Origin of the sequence: Moraxella ovis, assembly GCF_900453105.1 — a bacterium.
Classification (GTDB): Bacteria; Pseudomonadota; Gammaproteobacteria; order Pseudomonadales; family Moraxellaceae; genus Moraxella; species Moraxella ovis.
Window position 1 is genome coordinate 2,214,696 of record NZ_UGPW01000001.1, and the last position, 18,816, is coordinate 2,233,511.

The window sequence follows — 18,816 nt, forward strand, 5'->3', positions numbered from 1 at the left end:
AGTGATTTGTCTATGGCATTGGTGTGCAAGCTTAATCTGATGTCCGTATTTGAATATCTAGAACTGATTAACAGGAATGCGAACATACGGCTTGCCGTTTTGGGTGGTAAAAAACTCGCCTGCGTTGATATTGACCTGCACGGACGGAAGCATGAGTCTAGGCACGGATAGGGTTTTGTCCCGAGTGTCTCTCATGTTAATAAAGTCATCTCGGCTGATACCGTCTTTGACGTGGATATTATGCCGTCTTTGCTCGCCGACTGTCGTGGTTGGGCTATACGTGCGGTGCTTTGACGGATAGTCATGGCACAGATACAATACCGTCTCATCGGGCAGTGCCAGAATGCGTTGTATCGAATCATAAAGCCGACCACTATCACCAGCAGGAAAATCACAACGAGCCGTACCAACATCAGGAGCAAAGAGCGTATCACCCACAAAGACGATGAGCCGTGTGCCGTCCGTTACCTGATACGCCATGTCTGCAGGGGTATGCCCTGCCACGTGCATGGCGGTAATGCTAAGACTGCCAAGTGCAAGAGTCGTGCCGTCATCGGTCAAATGGTCAAATTGAGAAGCATTGGGAATAAAGTCATCATCAAGGTCATAGATGTCCTTAAAAATATGCTGAACCGTGGCAATGTGTTTGCCGATGACCGTCTGCCCACCAAGTTGCTCTTTTAGATAATGGGCGGACGTAATATGGTCGGCATGGGCGTGGGTCTCAATGATGTATTTGACCGTCAAATCGTGCGTTGTGATAAAATTGATGAGTTTATCGGCATTATCATAACTCACCCGCCCCGACACAGGGTCATAATCTAACACAGGGTCAATGATGGCACACAGTTTGGTATCATCATCGATGAGTATGTGGCTATACGTCTCGGTCTGTGGGTCTAAAAAAGAATGCACGTTCATGTGTCCGCTCCCTGATATTCGTGGGTTTAGTTATTTATAGCATAATTTACCCACCCCTACAATGCTATTTTAGATAATTCTAAAATAAGAGGAATTAATCAAAATAATTATCATCATGCCAACTTTTCACACCCTACTTGACCGCATTTTTAAAAAACGCCTAAGTTTTAGCATTTTTGTGCGGATATGGCTCACCTTTGCCTTGATTACCCTGTTGTCATCGTCCCTTGCCCTATATTATGTCCAAAAAACCGTGCGACCGTCCGCCAAGCGTGTGGTAGAAGACAGCCTTGTGGATACATCGATGCTACTGTCGCACATCGTGGCAGATGACGTGGCAGATTTATCAAAAGATGAGTTAAATCAATCCCTTAACGCCAAATTATCCCACGCCTTTACCGACCCAAGCGAGCTTGCTGGCACGCCAATTTGGTATCATCAAAAATCCACAAGCACTTACCACATCTATATCACAGACAGCACAGGCGTGGTCATCTATGACAGTCGTGGGGCGAGCGTGGGGGCGGATTTTAGCCGTTGGAATGACGTTTATCTGACCCTGCGTGGCAAATACGGGGCAAGAAGCACTGACATCGGCGGGCATTCGGTCATGTATGTGGCAAGCCCGATTGTCTCAGACGGGCAGATAATTGGCGTGGTATCCGTTGGCAAGCCCACCCAAACGCTTATTCCCTATATCAACAAAAGCACCGATGAGATTATTAAGATTATCTTAACAATTATGGTAATCACGCTTGCCACCGCCACACTCATGGCATGGTGGTTAAGACGCAGCATAGACAGCGTAAACCGCTACACCAAAGGGCTTGCCAGCACCGCTCCGCCCCATTTTTATCTTGGGCGAGAGCTGAACGAACTCATGGCAAGCATTCACGCCATGAAAGACACCATAGAAAACAAGGCGTACGTCAGCGAGTACGTCCACACGCTCACGCATGAGCTAAAATCCCCCCTGACCGCCATTCGTGCCAGTAGCGAGATTTTGACGGACGAGCTGAGTCTTGCCGAGCGTGAGCAGTTTACGGGCATTATCCTATCGCAAACGGACAAATTAACCGCCTTGGTGGACAAACTTTTGACCCTTGCCAAGATTGAACAGCCCACCTTTAAACTTACCATGAGCGATGTTGATTTGGACGCACTCATTCAAACCTGCCTAAATCAGCAGTCGGCAACCCTAAAACAGCTTGGCAAAACCGTGCAATTTGACAAAAGCGGTATTCATATCCGTGCCGATGAATTTTGGCTCACCCAAGCGGTGCAAAACGTCATTGACAACGCCATTTATTATAGCAAAAGCACAATAGTCATTCATATAAGCCAAACCGAGACAGACACGTTTATCCATATCAAAAACGACAGCGACACGCTGGACGACTTTATCATCAGGCGAGCCTTTGAGCGGTATTTTAGCATGGGCAACAGCCACCGCCAAAAAAGCACAGGGCTTGGGCTAACCCTTGTCAAGCAAGTGGTAGAGCTACATGGCGGGGCAGTGAGTTTTGGGCAGGATAAGGATAATTGCGTGATTATGGTGATGAGTGTGCCACGCTGATTTCACACATTTTCCATAAAAGTCCCACCTTTTTCCATCATTTTTGCATACAGGGTTTGTACTATTTGCATAAATTTCCCACAGGAGTAATTTATGCAAAAGACCTTTACCATTAAACTGTTCATCATCGGCACGCTATGCTTTTTATTCGGCTTGGGAATGGTGTTTATAAACTCACTGGTTTACGAACGCTCAAATTACCACCAAAGCGTGATGGAAGAAATCAAAACCATGCACGCAGGCGATCAGTTCATGATTGCGCCATTTTTATTGGTCGGTGATGCGCCCATTTTTGCCCAAAGTAGCAACATCGCGGGCACAAGCGACGTACAGGATGATAAATATCGCCGCGGCATTTATCACGCCATCAGCCATCAAAGCAGCCTAGACATCTCTCAAAAATACCAACCCATCACCCCACCAAAGACCGAAGGTAACGACGCAACCCCCGTCAGCCTGATCATCCCCATATCCGACCTTCGCGGCGCAAGCAACGCCAAAATCACCATCAATGGCAAAGAATATCCGACCAAGTTCAACACTCAAGGTAAATATTACTTATCCTACATCGAAGCCATCATCGCCGACGATGCACACACTTTAGATAAGCCTCTGAACATCCGCACCAACCTGAACGTCTTAGGCATCGACAGCCTGCACATCGCACCGACAGGTGACAATGCCAAAGTCTCATTGGCGGGCAATTGGGCAGAGCCTAAGTTTTTGGGTGATGCGCTGCCAAATAATAAGCGCATAGACGCCACAGGATTTAGCGCGGACTGGCAGAATGATTTTTTGGCGACCGCCAACACACAAGCCATCATCAGCGCCAGCGAATGCAAGAGCGAATGCAGCCCCAATCTTCATAACAACCTAAACCATTTGGCGGTGGCATTCGTCAATACCACAGACACCTACACCCTAACCGACCGCGCCATCAAATACGCACTGCTGTTCTTGGTTATTTCATTTGGTACTTTCTTTTTATTTGAGACCATGAAGAAGCTGCGCATTCACCCACTACAGTACGGTCTGGTGGCGAGCGCCTTATTGATATTTTATGTGCTGCTGCTGTCGCTTGCTGAACACATCGCCTTCTATGCAGCCTATGGCATCGCGGCAGGTGCATGCGCCTTGCTCATCGGGTTCTATACCTACTACGTGTTGGATGGCGCCAAGCGTTCTGGCACATTTACGCTCTTATTATCATCACTTTATGCGGGATTCTATTTTATCCTATCGATCGACGAACTTAATCTACTGTTGGGCGCTGTTTTTTGCTTCCTACTGTTAGCGGCGGTCATGTTCATCACACGCAAGGTGAATTGGTACGCTCTAGAATTAAACCCAATGAAGCCAAACCAAACCCATCAACCAGAAGGAGATAACCATGCAAACCCATGATCTGATCGGCTTGTCCAAATCTGCCATCATGCGGCATTTTGAAGGTGCGGTAGAGTTTTTGCATTGGCTGTATCTGCCAACATTGGGGCTGATTCTTAGCTTTGATAAACAAATCTGCTGCCAAGCAAACCCTTTATCAGACCACTAAACGCACCAAAACCATACAAAAATCAGCCACGGGTTTACAAATGTGGCTGATTTTTTGTGCAAAAAAGCTTATAATAGAATAAATTTATCTTGCCATCTGAAAAAAAGGAGCAAGCCATGACCGACATGTTTTATCAATTTTTACCTGTATTTGCGGTGACTTTTGGTATTTTTTTGCTGTTTTTCTTATTCATGGGCGTGGGCTATTTGGTAAAAAAACAACCCCTAAAAGGCTCATGCGGCGGTGTCGCCAATCTTATGGGTGATGAATATTGCCAGTTCTGCGGCAATGACCCCAATAAATGCGAAAGCAATATGGACAAGGCGACCAGCGATAAAGCCAAAAGCTTGGCAAAATCTGCATAAAGCTGAATCATGTTTCACGTGAAACACAATAAAAATAATCGCCCAATCTCTTGAGTTTGGGCGATTTATTATGGTGATTTAACTAAGGTTATTTGGCGCGCTGTCTTGTTACTTCATACAGCGCCATGCCTGTGGCAACACTCACGTTAAGGCTCTGAGGTCGATCAGGATTATCCGCCATCGGGATATAGACCAGCGTATCGCAATACTCACGCGTCAAGCGTCTCATGCCATCGCCTTCTGATCCCATGATGATGGCAACCTTACCCGAGAAGTCACAATCATACAAAGGCTTGGCCGTCTCATCTAGGGCGGTGCCAAAGACGAATACGCCTGATTTTTTGAGGGCATACAGACTACGAGCCAAATTCGTCACCGCCACCAATGGGATAACTTCTGCTGCCCCGACCGACACCTTGGCGACCGTCGGCGTGATGGAGACACTTTGATGCTTGGGAATGATGACCGCATCCACACCCATCGCGCTGGCAGAACGCAGGCATGCGCCCAGATTATGCGCATCGGTAATCTGATCTAACACCAAAAATAACGCATCTGCCTTATCACACAATGCCACCAGATCGCTCTCATCATACAGCTTCGGCGCTCGCGCAGACACAACCACACCCTGATGCTGATGACTGTCGCACAGCTCAGCAAGCTTGTCCTTGTGCGTCATCTGCACACTCACGCCCACATCTTTGGCAAGCTTGATGATGTCGTCATGCGTCTGGCTAGTCGCACCATCTTCGCGCAGCTGCACAAATAACGCCAACGCATCCTGTGGGCGGTGCTTTAATAATGCCATCACCGCATGAATGCCGTAGAAATGTGGCGTGCGATTGGGTTTGGCTTTTGATGAATTTGGCTTGCCCGACTTGTCTTTTTTGAATTTATCGGTAGATTTGGCGAATGCTTTGGGTGCTTTTGACATAAAATGGGCTTATTAAGAAGGTAAAATCTTTGATATTGTGGCAAATTTATGCCAAATTGTCAAAACATCGTCCGGTAATGGCAGATAATTTTAGCCAGCACTTTTGAATGGCAAGCATCATCCCCATTATAATCCCAAAGCACACAAAAATAACCGATGCCGCCCACGATGGTATGCGTCATCATCTCACGCATGCATTAAAATTAACATTTCATAAATTGCTAAATCGGCATAAATTGATTATCATAAACCGCCGCCTTTTTACGGAAAAATGTCGCCATGTTGGTATCTCTAAGCCTAAATAATCTTGCCCTGGTCCAGGAAAAAGAAATCAGCTTTGATGAGCGTTTTAACGTCATCACGGGTGAGACAGGTGCGGGCAAGTCATTGATTTTAGATGCATTATCCTTATGCGCTGGGGAACGTGCTGACAGTGGCATCGTGCGTCATGGCTGTGATGAGGCGACGGTTTTTGGCGAATTTGACATCACCAATAACGATGAAGTCACCGCATGGTTCGCCGAGCACGAGCGCGAATTAGAGGAAGACACCCTGCTGATCCGCCGTAAGATTAGCAGCCAAGGGCGTTCAAAGTCGTGGATCAACGGTGTGCCCGCCAGCATCAGCGAGCTAAAATCACTGGGGCAAATTCTCGTCAATATCCACTCTCAGCACGCAGGGCTTGAATTATTAAAGCCGCAATTCGTCATTGATTGGCTGGACAAAATTGGCGAACTCACCACCTTAAAGACCGCCACCAAAACAGCCTATCAGAACTGGCAAACCATCAAAAAACAAGCCGATGACGCAAAAAGCCAATCTGTACAACGTGCCGATCGTATGGCATTACTGTCTGCCAAGCTTGCTGACATTGAACCGCTGTTGTCAGTGAATTTCGACGAGATCGAAAGCGAATATGACGAGCTGTCAAACCTTGAAGCCTTGATGACCGAGGCGATGACGGCGGTGAATTTCTTGGATAATGACAGTGACGAGCCTAGCGTGGCAAGCCTGCTAGGTCGTGCGATGCGTATCTGCGATCACAGCGCGGATAAGAGCAAGGTATTTAGCGAATGCAGTCAGCTGCTGGCACTCGCCCAAGAGCAAATCATGGACGCCACCGCCAAGCTCTCCGACTATGCTGAACAGTCACTACCCGACGAAGAACGCCTGCATGAGCTGAACAAACTGCTGGACTTAGCGCACCAACTGTCTAATAAATACCACACGCCTGTCAATGAACTGATCGCGGATGCCTCGAACTGGCAAGCCGAACTTGATCATCTAGGCGGTCTGCCCGATAATGATACGCTTGACGCCAAGGTCAATGAAGCCTATGAAGCATATCTGTCAGCGGCAGAAGCGCTTGATAACGCACGCATCGCCATCGCGCCTGACATCTGTGAGCGCCTAGAGGCAAGACTGCTACCACTTGCTCTGCCGAATGCACGCTGCGAATTTGCCTTCAATGCCAAAGACGAAAGCCAATATAACGCACACGGTAAATACGACATCACACTCTTGTTCAGCGCCAACGTCGGCATGCCGCTACAGCCATTACACAAGGTCGCCTCAGGGGGTGAGCTGTCGCGTATGGCGCTCGTCATGCAGGTAATGGCAGCAGGTGATGGCAAAGGCAGCCGCCCAACGCTGGTATTCGATGAAGTCGATGTGGGCATCAGCGGCGGCACAGCGCAGGTCGTGGGCGAACTGCTTCGCAGCTTGGGCAAGCATCAGCAGCTACTTGCCATCACCCACCAAGCCCAAGTCGCTGCCGCTGCACACCGCCACATTCTGGTCTATAAAGACCATGGTGAACAGACCACCAGCGACATCAGCGTCATCACAGGCGAACACCAGATCGATGAACTGGCGCGCATGTCAGGTGGAGTGAACATCAATGAAGCCACGCGCAACCACGTCAAGAGTCTGCTGGCGGATATTGCCCATGCCGACCAGATTGGCGCGAATGCTGATGCCAACTTAAATAATTAGATAAAAATAACACACACGATGAATAAAAAAACCAATCCAAAAAGCCTTGCGCATCATTTCTTGTTGGCAAGCCCACAGATGGATGATGAGCGCTTTGAAGATACATTGATCTATGTCTGCCGTCACAATGCCGATGGCGCGTGGGGCTTTATTGTCAATCAGCCCCTATCCATCTCGGTAGGTGGACTCTTGCACGAGCTGGATCTACCAAGCTCACAGATCGCCATGAACACGCCTGCCATCAATGGCGGGCCAATGCGCCCTGATGCAGGCTTTGTGCTGCATACAGGATTGCCCGACTTCAAATCAAGCTTCGCCATCGGAGAGAATGTCTGTCTGACGACCAGCAAAGACATCCTAGAGCGCCTGTCAGAAGACAGCATGGCGCATTATCTGATGTGTATGGGCTTTTGTACTTGGGGTAAGGGTCAGCTTGAAGACGAGCTTGAAGCTGGAGACTGGCTGATTTGCCCTGCTGATTTGCAGATACTGTTCCGCGCACCGTTTGATGAGCGGCTGTCCTTAGCTTATGATAAAATCGGTGTCAAACCCACCGCCTTCGTCGCCACCCAAGGACGCGCCTAATGACTGACAAGCCAACACTCATCCTTGCACTGGATTTTGGTGTCAAAAAAATGGGGATGGCGCTGGGCAATAGCCTAAGTAAAGATGCGCGCCCCTTTGACATCCTAGCGATGAACAACGGTCAGCCCGACTGGGATAACCTGCTTGGCATCATCGAGACTTGGAAAATCGATGAAGTACTGGTGGGCTTACCGCTGAATATGGATGGCACGGATTCGATGCTCTCGAAGCGCGCGCATAAATTCGCCCGCCGCCTATCGCATCGCCTTGGCGAACGCAAACACCCTGCCAAGGTCTTCACTTATGATGAACGCCTAAGCTCTGCTGAAGCACGTTCATTGGCGTGGGAGCGCGGCTGGATGCAGAATGAGCGTGACCCGATCGATGACATCGCGGCTTGCATTCTGTTGGATGGCTATTTTTATGCGCCAGAGCTTGCCCAATATGTCGGCAGCTACCATGACAATCCCACCAAGGGCAAAGACTAACTTTATTTTGACAACATTTACCCAAGACACTCATGACTCATACCGCCACACTCATCACTCGCACCAAAGAAGCCATCCGCCTTGCCAACATTAGCATCTATCTAGGCATGGCAGCCATTATCTGCTTTGGTGTGTTTGGCACATTGGCTAGCATGGCAAGCTTTAAGGATAACACACTCATCTATTACGCCTTTCACTACCTGCCTTATGTGCTGATCGGGCTTGGCATTCCGCTGAGTCTGTTTCATGCGATGTTCTTGCAGCGTTATCGCATCATGCAAGGCGGCATCTTGGCGACGATTCTACTAACTGCCGTTATCTTGGTTGCTTTTGCTGTTAGCGTCTATGTGCTACATGGCGCAACCACGACTTTCTTTATGAGTGTGTTTTTGGCGATGGTAGCTTGGTTTACCATGCCGTATGTTTTTCGAGTGAATTTAAAGAAATTTTTAAACTTTTTAGAAGACAAACAAAAAAGCGAAACCAACTCATGAGCGATCATCAATTAGACACCACAGGACTCATCTGCCCAGAGCCCATCATGCTGCTGCATAAGACCATCCGTAAGGCGGCAGGCGGCGAGCGCATCGAAATCATCGCCACCGATCCTGCGACGACGCGCGACATTCCGAATTTCTGTCGGCATCTGGGGCATACGCTAGAGAATCAAGAAACCCTAGCAGACGGCAAATACCGCTATCTGGTCATCAAAAAATCCTAACATGAGCAAAGTCCGCGCCAAAGAGCCTCGCACGCCCACCATCATCCATGTGATGGGCGATCCCGTCTATCTGACCGAATTTCGCACAGCGATGCTGGCACGCGGTCTGTCGGTGCGCACGCGTAACGCCTACATCAGAGACCTAAGATTATGCATGGCGACCACCGACAAGCCTTTGACGACTTGGGATAAAGCGGACGTGTATCACTGCCTAGAATCTGCCCAATCCCAAGGCAAAAATCCGCGCACCATCTCTAGAATGCTCGCCAGCCTGCGCCAGTTCTTCTTGTGGCAGATTGGCAATGAAGTGCGCCTTGACAACCCCTGTCAAGACATCAAGAACCCAAAAGTCACCAAGCCTCTACCCAAGACCTTATCCGAAGCCGACATCACGCGCCTACTAGACACGCCAAACGTCGCCGCCATGTGCGGACTGCGCGACAAAGCGATGCTTGAAGTCATGTACGCCTGCGGGCTGCGCGTGAGTGAGCTCGTGAATCTATCGCTAGAGCAGGTCAATCTCAACGCCGGCTGGCTACAGATCACCGGCAAAGGCAACAAGACTCGCCTTATCCCACTGGGTGAATACGCCCAAAACGCCCTACAAGACTATCTCATCAGACGCGGTGAACTGCTGTCAGGCAAGAGCGACTGTCAAGCGGTGTTCCTCACCGAACAAGGCGGCTACATGACGCGGCATAATTTTTGGCACATGATTAAAAAATACGCTCTACTGGCGGGTATCAAAACCGACATCTCACCGCACACGCTTCGCCATGCTTTTGCCACGCACCTGCTCAACCACGGGGCGGATTTGCGTAGCGTTCAGCTTTTGCTCGGGCATAGCGACCTATCCACCACGCAGATTTATACCCACGTTGCCACGGCACGCTTACAGACGCTCCACGCTGAACATCATCCTAGAGGCTAAGGTATTTTCTCGGTACCACTGTGTTATAAAGCCCCACATACTCATCTTGCCTGTCAATCCCTGCGTATTCAAGACTGGCATCTTCATAGCGTTTAAAATGCCAAACGGCTTGATTCATCACGCTTTCGTCGAAGACATTTAAAGACACCAATAGCGAAAAATCAACCTGTGATAAGCCCGTAACCTTAGTAAACAGCTCAGGCTCAAGCTCTTGAATGACATCTTGCAAATTATGCTCACGGTAATCGCTTAAATACATAAAAATCGGAATGCGAGTGGCAAACTTGATGAGTTTTTCTTGGATTTGCTTGCGCAAGGATTTTTCTTTTTTCTCTTCGTCCGTCAGTGTTTTCTTTTCTTCTTTGGTCAGCTCTTCTTCGCCTGCTTTTTTCTTCAAGCCTTTGACTTTTTCTGAACGATTAATGACCACTTCAATATCATCATTAAGGCTTCTAAACTCTTCAATTTTCATCAAAGCGTCCATGGCATCTTGATTTTTCATCAGATTTTGCAAGGTAAAATCATCAACATTGACCAAAAGTGCCGACTGCCAACGGCGAGCCAGTAGCGTTGCCGTTGTGCCACTCATCGCCATATCAAGGAGTAGTTTTGCGTCCACTTGTTGCATTGCACTGCCGTCATAGGCAAGCACAGGCAAAAAGGCGATAAATTCAGATACTTTACTCTCAGGGTTGCCCTCGGCTGGGTTTAGTTTATGGGCATAATCAGCGATTTGGCGTAAGGCACGATTGGGAGCAAAATCAAAGATATAGCATTGATTTTTAATAATATTTATCCCATCATCACCACGCACCGTCCACGGAGTCTGCACCCGAAATCCCGCCTGAAAATAAGTCTCAGGGCTGGCACAATTTCTTAGCATAAAAATCCCCGTCCACGCAGGCACGGAGACGCCCGTCATCAGCTTGCCACACGACAGCGTAATGGATTTTGTCGCAAGTGGATTATTGCCAATCGCATTATTCACAGGAATTAACGCCCTATCGCCCATTCCTGCACTATTGCCTGCCGATACGATAATATCATAATCGTGGTAAAATTTATTATTAGGGGCTTTTAATAAATTTGCCATTGCATAACAACTTGCCACGCTAGGCAAAAACCAAAGCGTATGTAATAAACTGTTTAACAAATTCACATCGCTAAATGGCATTGGCGGTTTGGCATTGCCTTGTTTTAAATTGCTAACAATCATCTCATCAAGATTATCACGAATTAAATCCAGCCATTTTTGCACATAATTTTCGTGTTTAAATTTAGCCGTTTCACCATTGCCATCTGCTTTAAAAAATTCGCCCAAATCAAATTCATTAAATTCGCCTTGTGTGGCAATATGGCGAATATTTTCTGGCAATTGATAAGTTAATAACATCATTTGTGGCAATGACAAATAAGGATTATCGCCTTTTGTCTTATCCCATTCTAATTTGGCTTTTTGTTCATCGCCATAAGTCCAATTAAAAATCTGCTCCTCTATAAATTCACCACTGGCAATCGCTCGAAATGGCGTACCTGATAAATACAAATAATGCTCTGTGGTAATGGGCAATTCATTTTCATCAAAACTTTCTACCCCAATTTCCATTTCTTGATATTCATTTTGCATTTTTGCCAATTCATCATCTTTGGCAAAAAGCGATTTGGCGTTATCACGCCACGCCCCAAAATGGTATTCATCAAATACCACACAATCCCAATTGATGCTATGTATCCATTCATTTTTCGCCTTAATGTTGCCATATTTATCCCTACCCAGCACATCTTGAAATGAACCAAAATACACCATTGGGCGATTTTTATCATAATCATCAATCGTCAAATCACTATCACGGCTGATAAATTGCCAACCATTAAAATCAATGTGGCTTGTCAAATCATCTTGCCACGCCATTTTTACCGCAGGCTTAAAGGTCAAAATCAAAATACGTTGCCAATTCATCTTTTTGGCAAGCTGATAAGTGGCAAAAGTTTTACCAAATCGCATTTTGGCATTCCACAAAAAATGCGGTGTGCGGTTGTTATTTTTATCTTGTTTAATAGAATTAAAATAATAAGCGGTTTTATTCACAGCGTCCAATTGCTCTGGACGCATTTTAAAATCTTGTGTGCGTTGCCGTTCAAAAGTTTTGGCTTTCTTAATATTTAAAATGGCATTTTTGATAGTATCAATATTACATTCAAACCATTCGCCTGCAATGCGGTTAATACCCATTGTTTCTAGCATTTTATGCACGGCAAAATCTTTAAAATAACTGCCGTCATCTTTAATCGCCAAAATCTCAAATTCTAGTTTCCAACTTTGGCTTGGCGTAACGGTTGGATAATGCTGTTTCATTCGCTGGCTTACCGTTTCTTGGGCGGTATAGCCGACTTTTAGGGCGTTGGGATAACGGCTGTCGGAATAGACATAGATTTTTGGTGTGTGGATTTGGGTAAAGGTTGGGTTGGTCATTTTGAGTTGTCCTTGTAGCGATTGATAATATGAGCGGATTGTTTATCCAATTCTGGGAATAAGGTTTGATGTCTAATACCAAAATATGCCAACTCTCTTAGAATATTGTTCTTACTGTCAGCATCAATAATAAACTTTGCCCTAACCCACTTTGGATTAACATCAGCTTGATTACTTTTATTATTTTGAATGCCAAAAATTAAAAACGCTCCGTGTTGCTTGGCAATTCTTGGATTGTTTAATTTTGGCTTGACACAAATAACTTTTTCTAAATCATTTGAGTTAATAATTGGCATAAAGTAAGACTTATCTTTACGAATATCATTTAATAATCTCATTATTTGTTCTTGCTGATTAAATGTTTCAAGAAATTTTTTATTGTATTCTCTATTTGATAAATGACTTAGTAAATCTTTTGGACTGGAAAAACCAAGCCTTAACATTTCATCTTTTATCTCAATATTAAACTCATTATTTTGATAAGTTGATTTTGAATTAAACTCTTTTACCATATAAAATGTTTGTGCAATTTTTGCTTGCTGGTCAGAAAAGGAAATAATTTCCTCTAAATCAAAACTTTCATCTCTTAAACTTAAAGCTGATAAAATAGCAACCGTATCACTATCGTGATGTTTTATTTCATCATTAGGAATATCAAAAACAATCACCTCTCCGTCATTTTTGTCTTTTAATTCATCTTTTGAATTGGAAATGGCAAAATATAAACCAACCAACGCATTATAAGAAATATCTAATAATCGTGTTGGATAATCATAATGTTGCATTTTTACCAATTTATCAAAAAGTGTATCGTGTGGCGAAAAGTATTCGGCACATTCAGTTAAAACATCTTTGACAATACGATGTTCGTTTTGAATATGCTCTTGCTTTCCAGTATTTTTGTCTTTTCTATAAATGCTTGACTCTAACAAATATTCTTTGTTAGAATGCCCACGAAAAAATCGTGATTTATCTCTATCACATTCCCCTAACTCTGATAAAGCACTGACAAAATCTGCAACACTTTCAATTCTAATCGCATTACTCATCATCACTCTCCAAATCCAACTCTGATTGCGTGGTCTTTTTACCACGAGATTTTTTAGGTTTTTCGCCTGTATCGTTATCCATTGAACTTATTGTATTTTCAATTAAATTAATTTCATCTTTTGACAACCCATATTTCAAATACAGTTTTTCATCAGACCAACTCTCATAAAAATTTTGCAAAGGCACGAATTGATAAACGCCCCTTGCACCATTTTGGGTTTTTTTCTTAATGCTTACTAAATATCTAAAAAATTTGGTTTGAATATAAGAAATGATATTTTCGCATTGCTCTTTTGTTAAAAAATGCTTTTTAGGGTCATAACCAATAACAAGATAAGTTTGCGAACATACACTATTAGGTTCTCCATAAAAAGGTTTTCCCAAAATTAGATTATTAGAACCATTGGCGGCTGGAATATAAACTTTATGTAAATCTTTGCTTGCCAAATTCTTTGGAATTTGTGTTTGACTTACCCAGCCAAATCCAACCGATGAGACATTTTTATTTAGATAATATTTGATATTAAAATCATCTGTTGGCGATTTTTTAAATCCTTTCCACTTTGAAGTTAAAAACTCTTTATTGGTAAAAAAGTCTTTTGGGCTAACTAATGATGAAAAGTTATTTTCTTCTTCCAAAAAATAATCTTTATGAATTTTTTTAATTTTATCAATAATTTTAAAAGAATTAGGGTCTCTAATAACAACACCTATTTTATTGGCATCTAATAAATCAAATCTGCTCAAAACATTTCCGCTTGTTGTGTGATAATTGTATTCACATTTACCATTATAATTACCGTCCCATAAAAAATAGTTTACACCACCTTCAATAGGCTGTGCCAAATTTGGAAAACACTCTTTTGAGCTTTCAAAATCATGTATCACTTTAAATTTTGTAGAATTTAATATACCATCAATCCATTCTGGCGGAATACCTTCCACACTTCGTGTCATCCATCTGCTTGGTGTAATCATAACCAAATATTTAGGATTTAATTTTATTGCCTGCTCTATAAAAAGATGATAAATTGCTTTTGCCTTAGAACTATTACCGCCATCATTACCAATATTTAATTGATAAGGCGGATTGCCAATAATCACATCAAATTTCATTTTTAAAATCTCTTTAAATTCATTGTCTTTATCGCTATGAATAAACGCATAAGCGTGGTTTTCTAAGCCTTGTCGATTACCAAAAACTTCTTGGCTTGCTCCACATTCTGTGCATTTGCCATTGTCAAATTGATGATTGACATTGCCAAAAATAATATTGCCACTTTCATTATCAAATTCATCACAGATAGAAAATGGCGAATTGGCAACTTTGGCACAATACACACTACGGCGGGATAATAGGGCGGTAAGTTGGGTAATAGCAATACCAAAAACTTGATGTTTTAGAATGTGGTTAATGCGGGTTTGTTTATCGGGTATTTGACTTGCCAAACCTTTATCCAAGCGTTTGACAATCTCTCGCAGGAACACGCCCGATTTGCACACAGGGTCTAAAAATCTGGCATTGGGATTTTGCCAAATGTCGCTTGGCAATAAATCCAGCATTTGGTTGGCTAGTTTTGGCGATGTAAATACCTCATCATTGGATAGACTGGATAAACAATCCAAAACATCAGGATTGTAGGCTTGCTCAAATAGCGATAATTGACCTTGATTAAGAACGTCTAGGTCTTTTGTGATGTTACTGTTTATTTGCAAGTTTAAATTGTCCATTTTATTGCTCGCTTAATTTTAGATAATGAATGGGCGGATAATCTTGGATATTTTTGGGAATAAATCCTTGATTGTCGGTTAATTGATTATTGGTTTTTTCTACCAAATGCTCATAAATATAATCACGCCTTTGAATGATCGTGTCGCTGATGAACTTCCATTCGCTAAATAGAATCGGATTATCATTTAAATCTTTTAAGGTTAGGGCATTGCCATTGACAATATTTTTTGACAACAAAAACTCTGCCGTTTGAATAACAGCAGAGTTAATTTTTTTAAAATGGCTTTGATAATGGTCTAGAAATAAACCCAATAATCGGCTACGGCATTCGGTGCAATTATCCGATAATAGCTCAATGCCATAAATGCTGGATATGGCATGAATGGCGTGCTTTTCGTAATGAAATTGGGAATATTTGGGGGATTTTTGGCTTTTGTTGATTTGGGATAATTTTAGGGAGGTTGTCAGTTTTCGGCTTAAAATTTCCGCCAAAAAATTGCCCGTGCCACACGCAGGCTCCAAAAAGGTGCTGGCGATTTGTTCGGATTGGGCTTTGACCAAATCCAGCATTGCCTTAACTTCACGCTCAGCGGTAAATACTTCGCCGTGGTCGGCAACACGCTGACGAGATTTAACCTGCATGGGATTGCCCCTTGCAAGCTAGTGGATGATAGGATTTAGAATAAGAAAAAGAAGTGGAATATCGGGCGGAAGTTAGGCTAGCAGGTACGCAGGTACGCAGGTACGCAGGTACGCAGGTACGCAGGTACGCAGGTACGCAGGTACGCAGGTACGCAGGTACGCAGGTACGCAGGTACGCATTATAGCGCGCTTGAGAATTTCGTCAATAAAATACATAACAAAACCGAGTAAATATTTATGAAAATTCTATCATATAGCGCTTATTTTCTAAAGTAAAATAAATAGGTTTTATGGCGTATGGCTTTTTGTTACAATAATCAAAACTTTTTTGGAAAAACATCATGACCACCACCCTAGCCGACCTTCAAAATAAAGCCAAACAATGGCGACAAGACATCACATTTACCCAAGACGTGCTTGGCAAGCCCTTTACCTTTCACACCACTTGGGGGATTTTTAGCCCAGAACGTCTTGATGACGGCAGCCTCATGCTCCTTGATTATATTGATTTTAAGGCTCATGATAATTCCATAGACCTAGGCTGTGGCTATGGCGTGCTGGGCATGACGGCGGCTCGCGAATGCCCCAATGGTCAGCACATCCTGATCGACAAGGACTTCGTCGCGGTAGAATACGCCCGCTTAAATTGCCAAAAAAACGGGCTGACTAATACCCACGTTCAACTCTCCAACGGCTTTTATCACGTGGATAAAGACAAAAAATTCAGCCTTGTCATGAGTAACCTACCTGCCAAGGCAAGTAAAGAACAGCATTATCTGTATCTGCTAGACGCTTATGAACGCATGGAAGCGGGCGGACGGTTTTATGTGGTTACCATTAACGGACTGCGTGATTTTATGAAACGCTCATTTAATGAAGTGTTTGGCAATGCCGACAAAATCAAACAAGGCAAAACTTATACGGTGACGCTTGCGGTGAAGGAATAGCACCATTCGAGCAAACACCCACCAATAAAAGGAAAATTCATGAGCTGGTCACAATTACTCTCCACCAATCGATTTAAGGTTGAACGTGGCGTCGTCAGTCCAAAGATGGCCAGTCAAGATGGCATCGGTGTTCTGCGCACGCCCTTTCACGTGGATTCTGACCGTGTGGTCTTCTCGGGCGCCTTTCGCAGATTGGGTCGCAAGACTCAGGTTCACCCCTTTGCCAAGCACGACCACACCCACAACCGCCTAACTCACAGCGTCGAGGTGGCGAGTGTCGGGCGAAGCCTTGGTAATCGTGTCGGGGTACAGCTCGAACAAGGCGGTCTTCTGCCCGATCCGTTCACCCCAAGCGACATCGGCACGGTGGTTCAAGTGGCGTGTTTGGCGCACGACATGGGCAATCCGCCCTTTGGACATACGGGCGAAGATGCGCTGCGGGCGTGGTTTCGCAATCCGAATCACTCGCATTTTTTGGCGAATCTTAGCAACCCTGAGCATGATGACATCTGCACTTATGAAGGCAATGCTCACAGCCTAAGGCTGCTTGCCACGCTTGAGATGTATGCTGAACGCGGCGGCATGCGCCTCACCTCAGCCAGCCTAGGCACACTATTAAAATACCCTTGGACGTCCAGCCATCCCACCGCACGCACCCGAGGTAAATTCAACATCTATCAGACCGAACTGCCACTCATGCAGACAGTCGCCGAAGATCTGGGGCTTGCCAAGCTCGGCGATAACCACTGGGCGCGTCACCCCTTGTCATACCTGATGGAGGCGGCGGATGACATCTGTTATGCCCTGCTGGACTTGGAAGATGCGGTTGAGCTGGATTTATTAGATATCAATGAATTTGAGACCGTGCTGCACACCCTCATCCCTGTCGAGAAAACTTGGCGCATCACCAACCAAAAAGAGCGCTGCGCTGCCTTGCGTGGCATGGCGATCGGTCAGGCGATTGAGGTGGTGTCAGATACCTTTATCCGCCATCAAAGTACACTCGTGGCAGGTGAATTCGCCGCCAAAGACCTGCTCGCTGTCTGTGATGACAACCTACAAGAAACCCTAGAAAACGCCAAAGACCTAGCACGGCGTAAGATTTTTAACCATCATAGTAAGCTTGCGACCGAAGTGGCGAGCTTTGGCTGCATTGGGTTGATCTTAGATTTGTTGGTGCCTGCAGTGCACGCCAAAGTCACCCATCAATCATTATCCAACAAAGACGCGCTATGCCTACAGCTCATCGACACACCGATTGATCCTCATGACACACCTTATCAGGCATACATGAAGGTGCTTGACTTTGTGGGCGGGATGACCGACAACCGCGCAGCGACATTGGCCAGAGATCTGTCAGGCATGGGCATGATGTCGGTATAACATGATCAACTGGGCATTGCCATGGCTAAAACTGCCATGGTTCATCAAAAAATACCAAAAAATCAAACCACCCATTCGCCACCTGACAGATGGCGAGGTGGCGTTGGCACGCGGTGTATTTGGCGAGCTCATGGATTATAACAGGGTGCGCGTGGTGAATTATCCTTACATTCCTTGGCAGTCTGACGATGTGTTTATTGCGCCTAATGGTTGGATTTTTGTGGGTGGTCGGCATTATCGTGATGATTTTAGCGCGCATGGCAGGCTGTATCAGCAGATTTTTATTCATGAGATGACGCACGTTCTGCAGTATCAGCACGGCATCAATGTTCTGCTAAAGGGTGCATGGCTACAGACCCTGTACTACCTTAGCCTAAAAAAATACAACCCCTACAGATACACCTTCGATCAATACAAGAGCTTTTGGGATTATAACATCGAGCAACAAGGGCGCATCGCTGAGCACGTCTATCTGGGCAAGATTCCCAACATTCTGTGTAAAAGACACTAAAAAAGCAAGT

Annotated in this window: 19 protein-coding genes; 13 read left to right on the forward strand and 6 right to left on the reverse strand. The window is 44.9% G+C overall.

The genetic code is table 11. The features are described from left to right. Positions 1-57: 57 nt before the first annotated feature. Positions 58-921 carry an MBL fold metallo-hydrolase gene (locus tag DYD54_RS10665; protein WP_063514859.1) on the reverse strand — a complete coding sequence of 288 codons (864 nt, stop codon included), beginning with the start codon at positions 919-921 and terminating at the stop codon, positions 58-60. Between the two features lie 115 nt (positions 922-1,036). On the opposite strand from DYD54_RS10665, the gene creC reads away from it, so the two are divergent. The 4 genes from creC (at position 1,037) to nqrM (ending at position 4,414) form a co-directional block, all read left to right on the forward strand. Continuing rightward, positions 1,037-2,497, forward strand: a complete 1,461-nt coding sequence (gene creC / locus DYD54_RS10670; protein WP_063514860.1) for a two-component system sensor histidine kinase CreC — start codon at positions 1,037-1,039, stop codon at positions 2,495-2,497. A gap of 93 nt (positions 2,498-2,590) precedes the next feature. Beyond that, positions 2,591-3,901: a cell envelope integrity protein CreD gene (gene creD / locus DYD54_RS10675; RefSeq protein WP_063514861.1), complete on the forward strand. Its 1,311-nt coding sequence runs from the start codon at positions 2,591-2,593 to the stop codon at positions 3,899-3,901. Beyond that, entirely contained in the window at positions 3,888-4,049 is a 162-nt protein-coding gene (locus DYD54_RS11490; RefSeq protein WP_155400064.1) for a hypothetical protein, read from the forward strand. Before creD ends, DYD54_RS11490 begins: the two co-directional genes overlap by 14 nt. Positions 4,050-4,165: 116 nt before the next feature. Continuing rightward, on the forward strand, positions 4,166-4,414 hold the full coding sequence (gene nqrM / locus DYD54_RS10680; RefSeq protein ID WP_080702180.1) for a (Na+)-NQR maturation NqrM: 249 nt from the start codon (positions 4,166-4,168) through the stop codon (positions 4,412-4,414). Positions 4,415-4,502: 88 nt separating this feature from the next. Here nqrM and rlmB read toward each other — a convergent pair whose 3' ends face one another. Next, positions 4,503-5,348: a 23S rRNA (guanosine(2251)-2'-O)-methyltransferase RlmB gene (gene rlmB, locus DYD54_RS10685; protein ID WP_084260718.1), complete on the reverse strand. Its 846-nt coding sequence runs from the start codon at positions 5,346-5,348 to the stop codon at positions 4,503-4,505. Positions 5,349-5,627: 279 nt separating this feature from the next. On the opposite strand from rlmB, the gene recN reads away from it, so the two are divergent. The 6 genes from recN to xerD are packed head-to-tail and all read left to right on the forward strand — an operon-like array spanning position 5,628 to position 10,068. Beyond that, complete coding sequence (gene recN / locus DYD54_RS10690) at positions 5,628-7,343, forward strand: DNA repair protein RecN (protein WP_063514862.1); 1,716 nt, start codon at positions 5,628-5,630, stop codon at positions 7,341-7,343. Positions 7,344-7,361: 18 nt separating this feature from the next. Beyond that, positions 7,362-7,928, forward strand: a complete 567-nt coding sequence (locus DYD54_RS10695) for a YqgE/AlgH family protein (protein WP_063514863.1) — start codon at positions 7,362-7,364, stop codon at positions 7,926-7,928. Further along, the gene (gene ruvX, locus DYD54_RS10700) at positions 7,928-8,416 is read left to right on the forward strand and encodes a Holliday junction resolvase RuvX (RefSeq protein ID WP_063514864.1); all 489 of its coding nucleotides are present in this window, start codon (positions 7,928-7,930) and stop codon (positions 8,414-8,416) included. Before DYD54_RS10695 ends, ruvX begins: the two co-directional genes overlap by 1 nt. A 32-nt stretch (positions 8,417-8,448) precedes the next feature. Beyond that, positions 8,449-8,910 (forward strand): hypothetical protein, encoded by a 462-nt coding sequence (locus tag DYD54_RS10705; RefSeq protein WP_063514865.1) that lies wholly within the window; start codon positions 8,449-8,451, stop codon positions 8,908-8,910. After that, a complete protein-coding gene (gene tusA / locus DYD54_RS10710; RefSeq protein WP_046700496.1) occupies positions 8,907-9,137 on the forward strand; it encodes a sulfurtransferase TusA in 231 nt (76 codons plus the stop codon). The genes DYD54_RS10705 and tusA overlap by 4 nt, the downstream gene beginning before the upstream one ends. Position 9,138: 1 nt before the next feature. Next, positions 9,139-10,068, forward strand: coding sequence for a site-specific tyrosine recombinase XerD (xerD, locus tag DYD54_RS10715; RefSeq protein WP_063514866.1), 930 nt, complete (start codon positions 9,139-9,141; stop codon positions 10,066-10,068). On the opposite strand, the gene DYD54_RS10720 is transcribed toward xerD, so the two are convergent. From DYD54_RS10720 to DYD54_RS10735, 4 genes are read right to left on the reverse strand one after another with little or no spacing between them, the layout of a single operon-like run. Further along, complete coding sequence (locus DYD54_RS10720; protein ID WP_063514867.1) at positions 10,058-12,541, reverse strand: DEAD/DEAH box helicase; 2,484 nt, start codon at positions 12,539-12,541, stop codon at positions 10,058-10,060. The two genes, xerD and DYD54_RS10720, sit on opposite strands and share 11 nt — an antisense overlap. Further along, positions 12,538-13,590 carry an FRG domain-containing protein gene (locus DYD54_RS10725; protein WP_115265763.1) on the reverse strand — a complete coding sequence of 351 codons (1,053 nt, stop codon included), beginning with the start codon at positions 13,588-13,590 and terminating at the stop codon, positions 12,538-12,540. Before DYD54_RS10725 ends, DYD54_RS10720 begins: the two co-directional genes overlap by 4 nt. Further along, positions 13,583-15,322, reverse strand: coding sequence for an Eco57I restriction-modification methylase domain-containing protein (locus DYD54_RS10730; protein ID WP_063514869.1), 1,740 nt, complete (start codon positions 15,320-15,322; stop codon positions 13,583-13,585). The genes DYD54_RS10725 and DYD54_RS10730 overlap by 8 nt, the downstream gene beginning before the upstream one ends. Before the next feature lies 1 nt (position 15,323). Further along, on the reverse strand, positions 15,324-15,965 hold the full coding sequence (locus tag DYD54_RS10735) for a DNA methyltransferase (protein WP_063514870.1): 642 nt from the start codon (positions 15,963-15,965) through the stop codon (positions 15,324-15,326). A 341-nt stretch (positions 15,966-16,306) separates the two neighbouring features. On the opposite strand from DYD54_RS10735, the gene DYD54_RS10740 reads away from it, so the two are divergent. From DYD54_RS10740 to DYD54_RS10750, 3 genes are read left to right on the forward strand one after another with little or no spacing between them, the layout of a single operon-like run. Next, positions 16,307-16,912 (forward strand): class I SAM-dependent methyltransferase, encoded by a 606-nt coding sequence (locus DYD54_RS10740; protein WP_063514871.1) that lies wholly within the window; start codon positions 16,307-16,309, stop codon positions 16,910-16,912. Between the two features lie 39 nt (positions 16,913-16,951). Beyond that, positions 16,952-18,295 carry a deoxyguanosinetriphosphate triphosphohydrolase gene (locus DYD54_RS10745; RefSeq protein ID WP_063514872.1) on the forward strand — a complete coding sequence of 448 codons (1,344 nt, stop codon included), beginning with the start codon at positions 16,952-16,954 and terminating at the stop codon, positions 18,293-18,295. Between the two features lies 1 nt (position 18,296). Next, on the forward strand, positions 18,297-18,806 hold the full coding sequence (locus DYD54_RS10750) for a hypothetical protein (RefSeq protein WP_046697337.1): 510 nt from the start codon (positions 18,297-18,299) through the stop codon (positions 18,804-18,806). The last annotated feature ends 10 nt before the right edge of the window (positions 18,807-18,816 follow it).

What these genes read in the sequence shown, in the direction of transcription:
- DYD54_RS10745 (WP_063514872.1), top strand. Translation starts at nt 16,952, where the DNA reads ATGAGCTGGTCACAATTACTCTCCACCAATCGATTTAAGGTTGAACGT.
- creD (WP_063514861.1), top strand. Translation starts at nt 2,591, where the DNA reads ATGCAAAAGACCTTTACCATTAAACTGTTCATCATCGGCACGCTATGC.
- DYD54_RS10735 (WP_063514870.1), bottom strand. Translation starts at nt 15,965, where the DNA reads ATGCAGGTTAAATCTCGTCAGCGTGTTGCCGACCACGGCGAAGTATTT.
- ruvX (WP_063514864.1), top strand. Translation starts at nt 7,928, where the DNA reads ATGACTGACAAGCCAACACTCATCCTTGCACTGGATTTTGGTGTCAAA.
- DYD54_RS10730 (WP_063514869.1), bottom strand. Translation starts at nt 15,322, where the DNA reads ATGGACAATTTAAACTTGCAAATAAACAGTAACATCACAAAAGACCTA.
- DYD54_RS10665 (WP_063514859.1), bottom strand. Translation starts at nt 921, where the DNA reads ATGAACGTGCATTCTTTTTTAGACCCACAGACCGAGACGTATAGCCAC.
- xerD (WP_063514866.1), top strand. Translation starts at nt 9,139, where the DNA reads ATGAGCAAAGTCCGCGCCAAAGAGCCTCGCACGCCCACCATCATCCAT.
- recN (WP_063514862.1), top strand. Translation starts at nt 5,628, where the DNA reads ATGTTGGTATCTCTAAGCCTAAATAATCTTGCCCTGGTCCAGGAAAAA.
- DYD54_RS10695 (WP_063514863.1), top strand. Translation starts at nt 7,362, where the DNA reads ATGAATAAAAAAACCAATCCAAAAAGCCTTGCGCATCATTTCTTGTTG.
- tusA (WP_046700496.1), top strand. Translation starts at nt 8,907, where the DNA reads ATGAGCGATCATCAATTAGACACCACAGGACTCATCTGCCCAGAGCCC.
- DYD54_RS11490 (WP_155400064.1), top strand. Translation starts at nt 3,888, where the DNA reads ATGCAAACCCATGATCTGATCGGCTTGTCCAAATCTGCCATCATGCGG.
- DYD54_RS10750 (WP_046697337.1), top strand. Translation starts at nt 18,297, where the DNA reads ATGATCAACTGGGCATTGCCATGGCTAAAACTGCCATGGTTCATCAAA.
- rlmB (WP_084260718.1), bottom strand. Translation starts at nt 5,348, where the DNA reads ATGTCAAAAGCACCCAAAGCATTCGCCAAATCTACCGATAAATTCAAA.
- DYD54_RS10725 (WP_115265763.1), bottom strand. Translation starts at nt 13,590, where the DNA reads ATGAGTAATGCGATTAGAATTGAAAGTGTTGCAGATTTTGTCAGTGCT.
- creC (WP_063514860.1), top strand. Translation starts at nt 1,037, where the DNA reads ATGCCAACTTTTCACACCCTACTTGACCGCATTTTTAAAAAACGCCTA.
- nqrM (WP_080702180.1), top strand. Translation starts at nt 4,166, where the DNA reads ATGACCGACATGTTTTATCAATTTTTACCTGTATTTGCGGTGACTTTT.
- DYD54_RS10720 (WP_063514867.1), bottom strand. Translation starts at nt 12,541, where the DNA reads ATGACCAACCCAACCTTTACCCAAATCCACACACCAAAAATCTATGTC.
- DYD54_RS10740 (WP_063514871.1), top strand. Translation starts at nt 16,307, where the DNA reads ATGACCACCACCCTAGCCGACCTTCAAAATAAAGCCAAACAATGGCGA.
- DYD54_RS10705 (WP_063514865.1), top strand. Translation starts at nt 8,449, where the DNA reads ATGACTCATACCGCCACACTCATCACTCGCACCAAAGAAGCCATCCGC.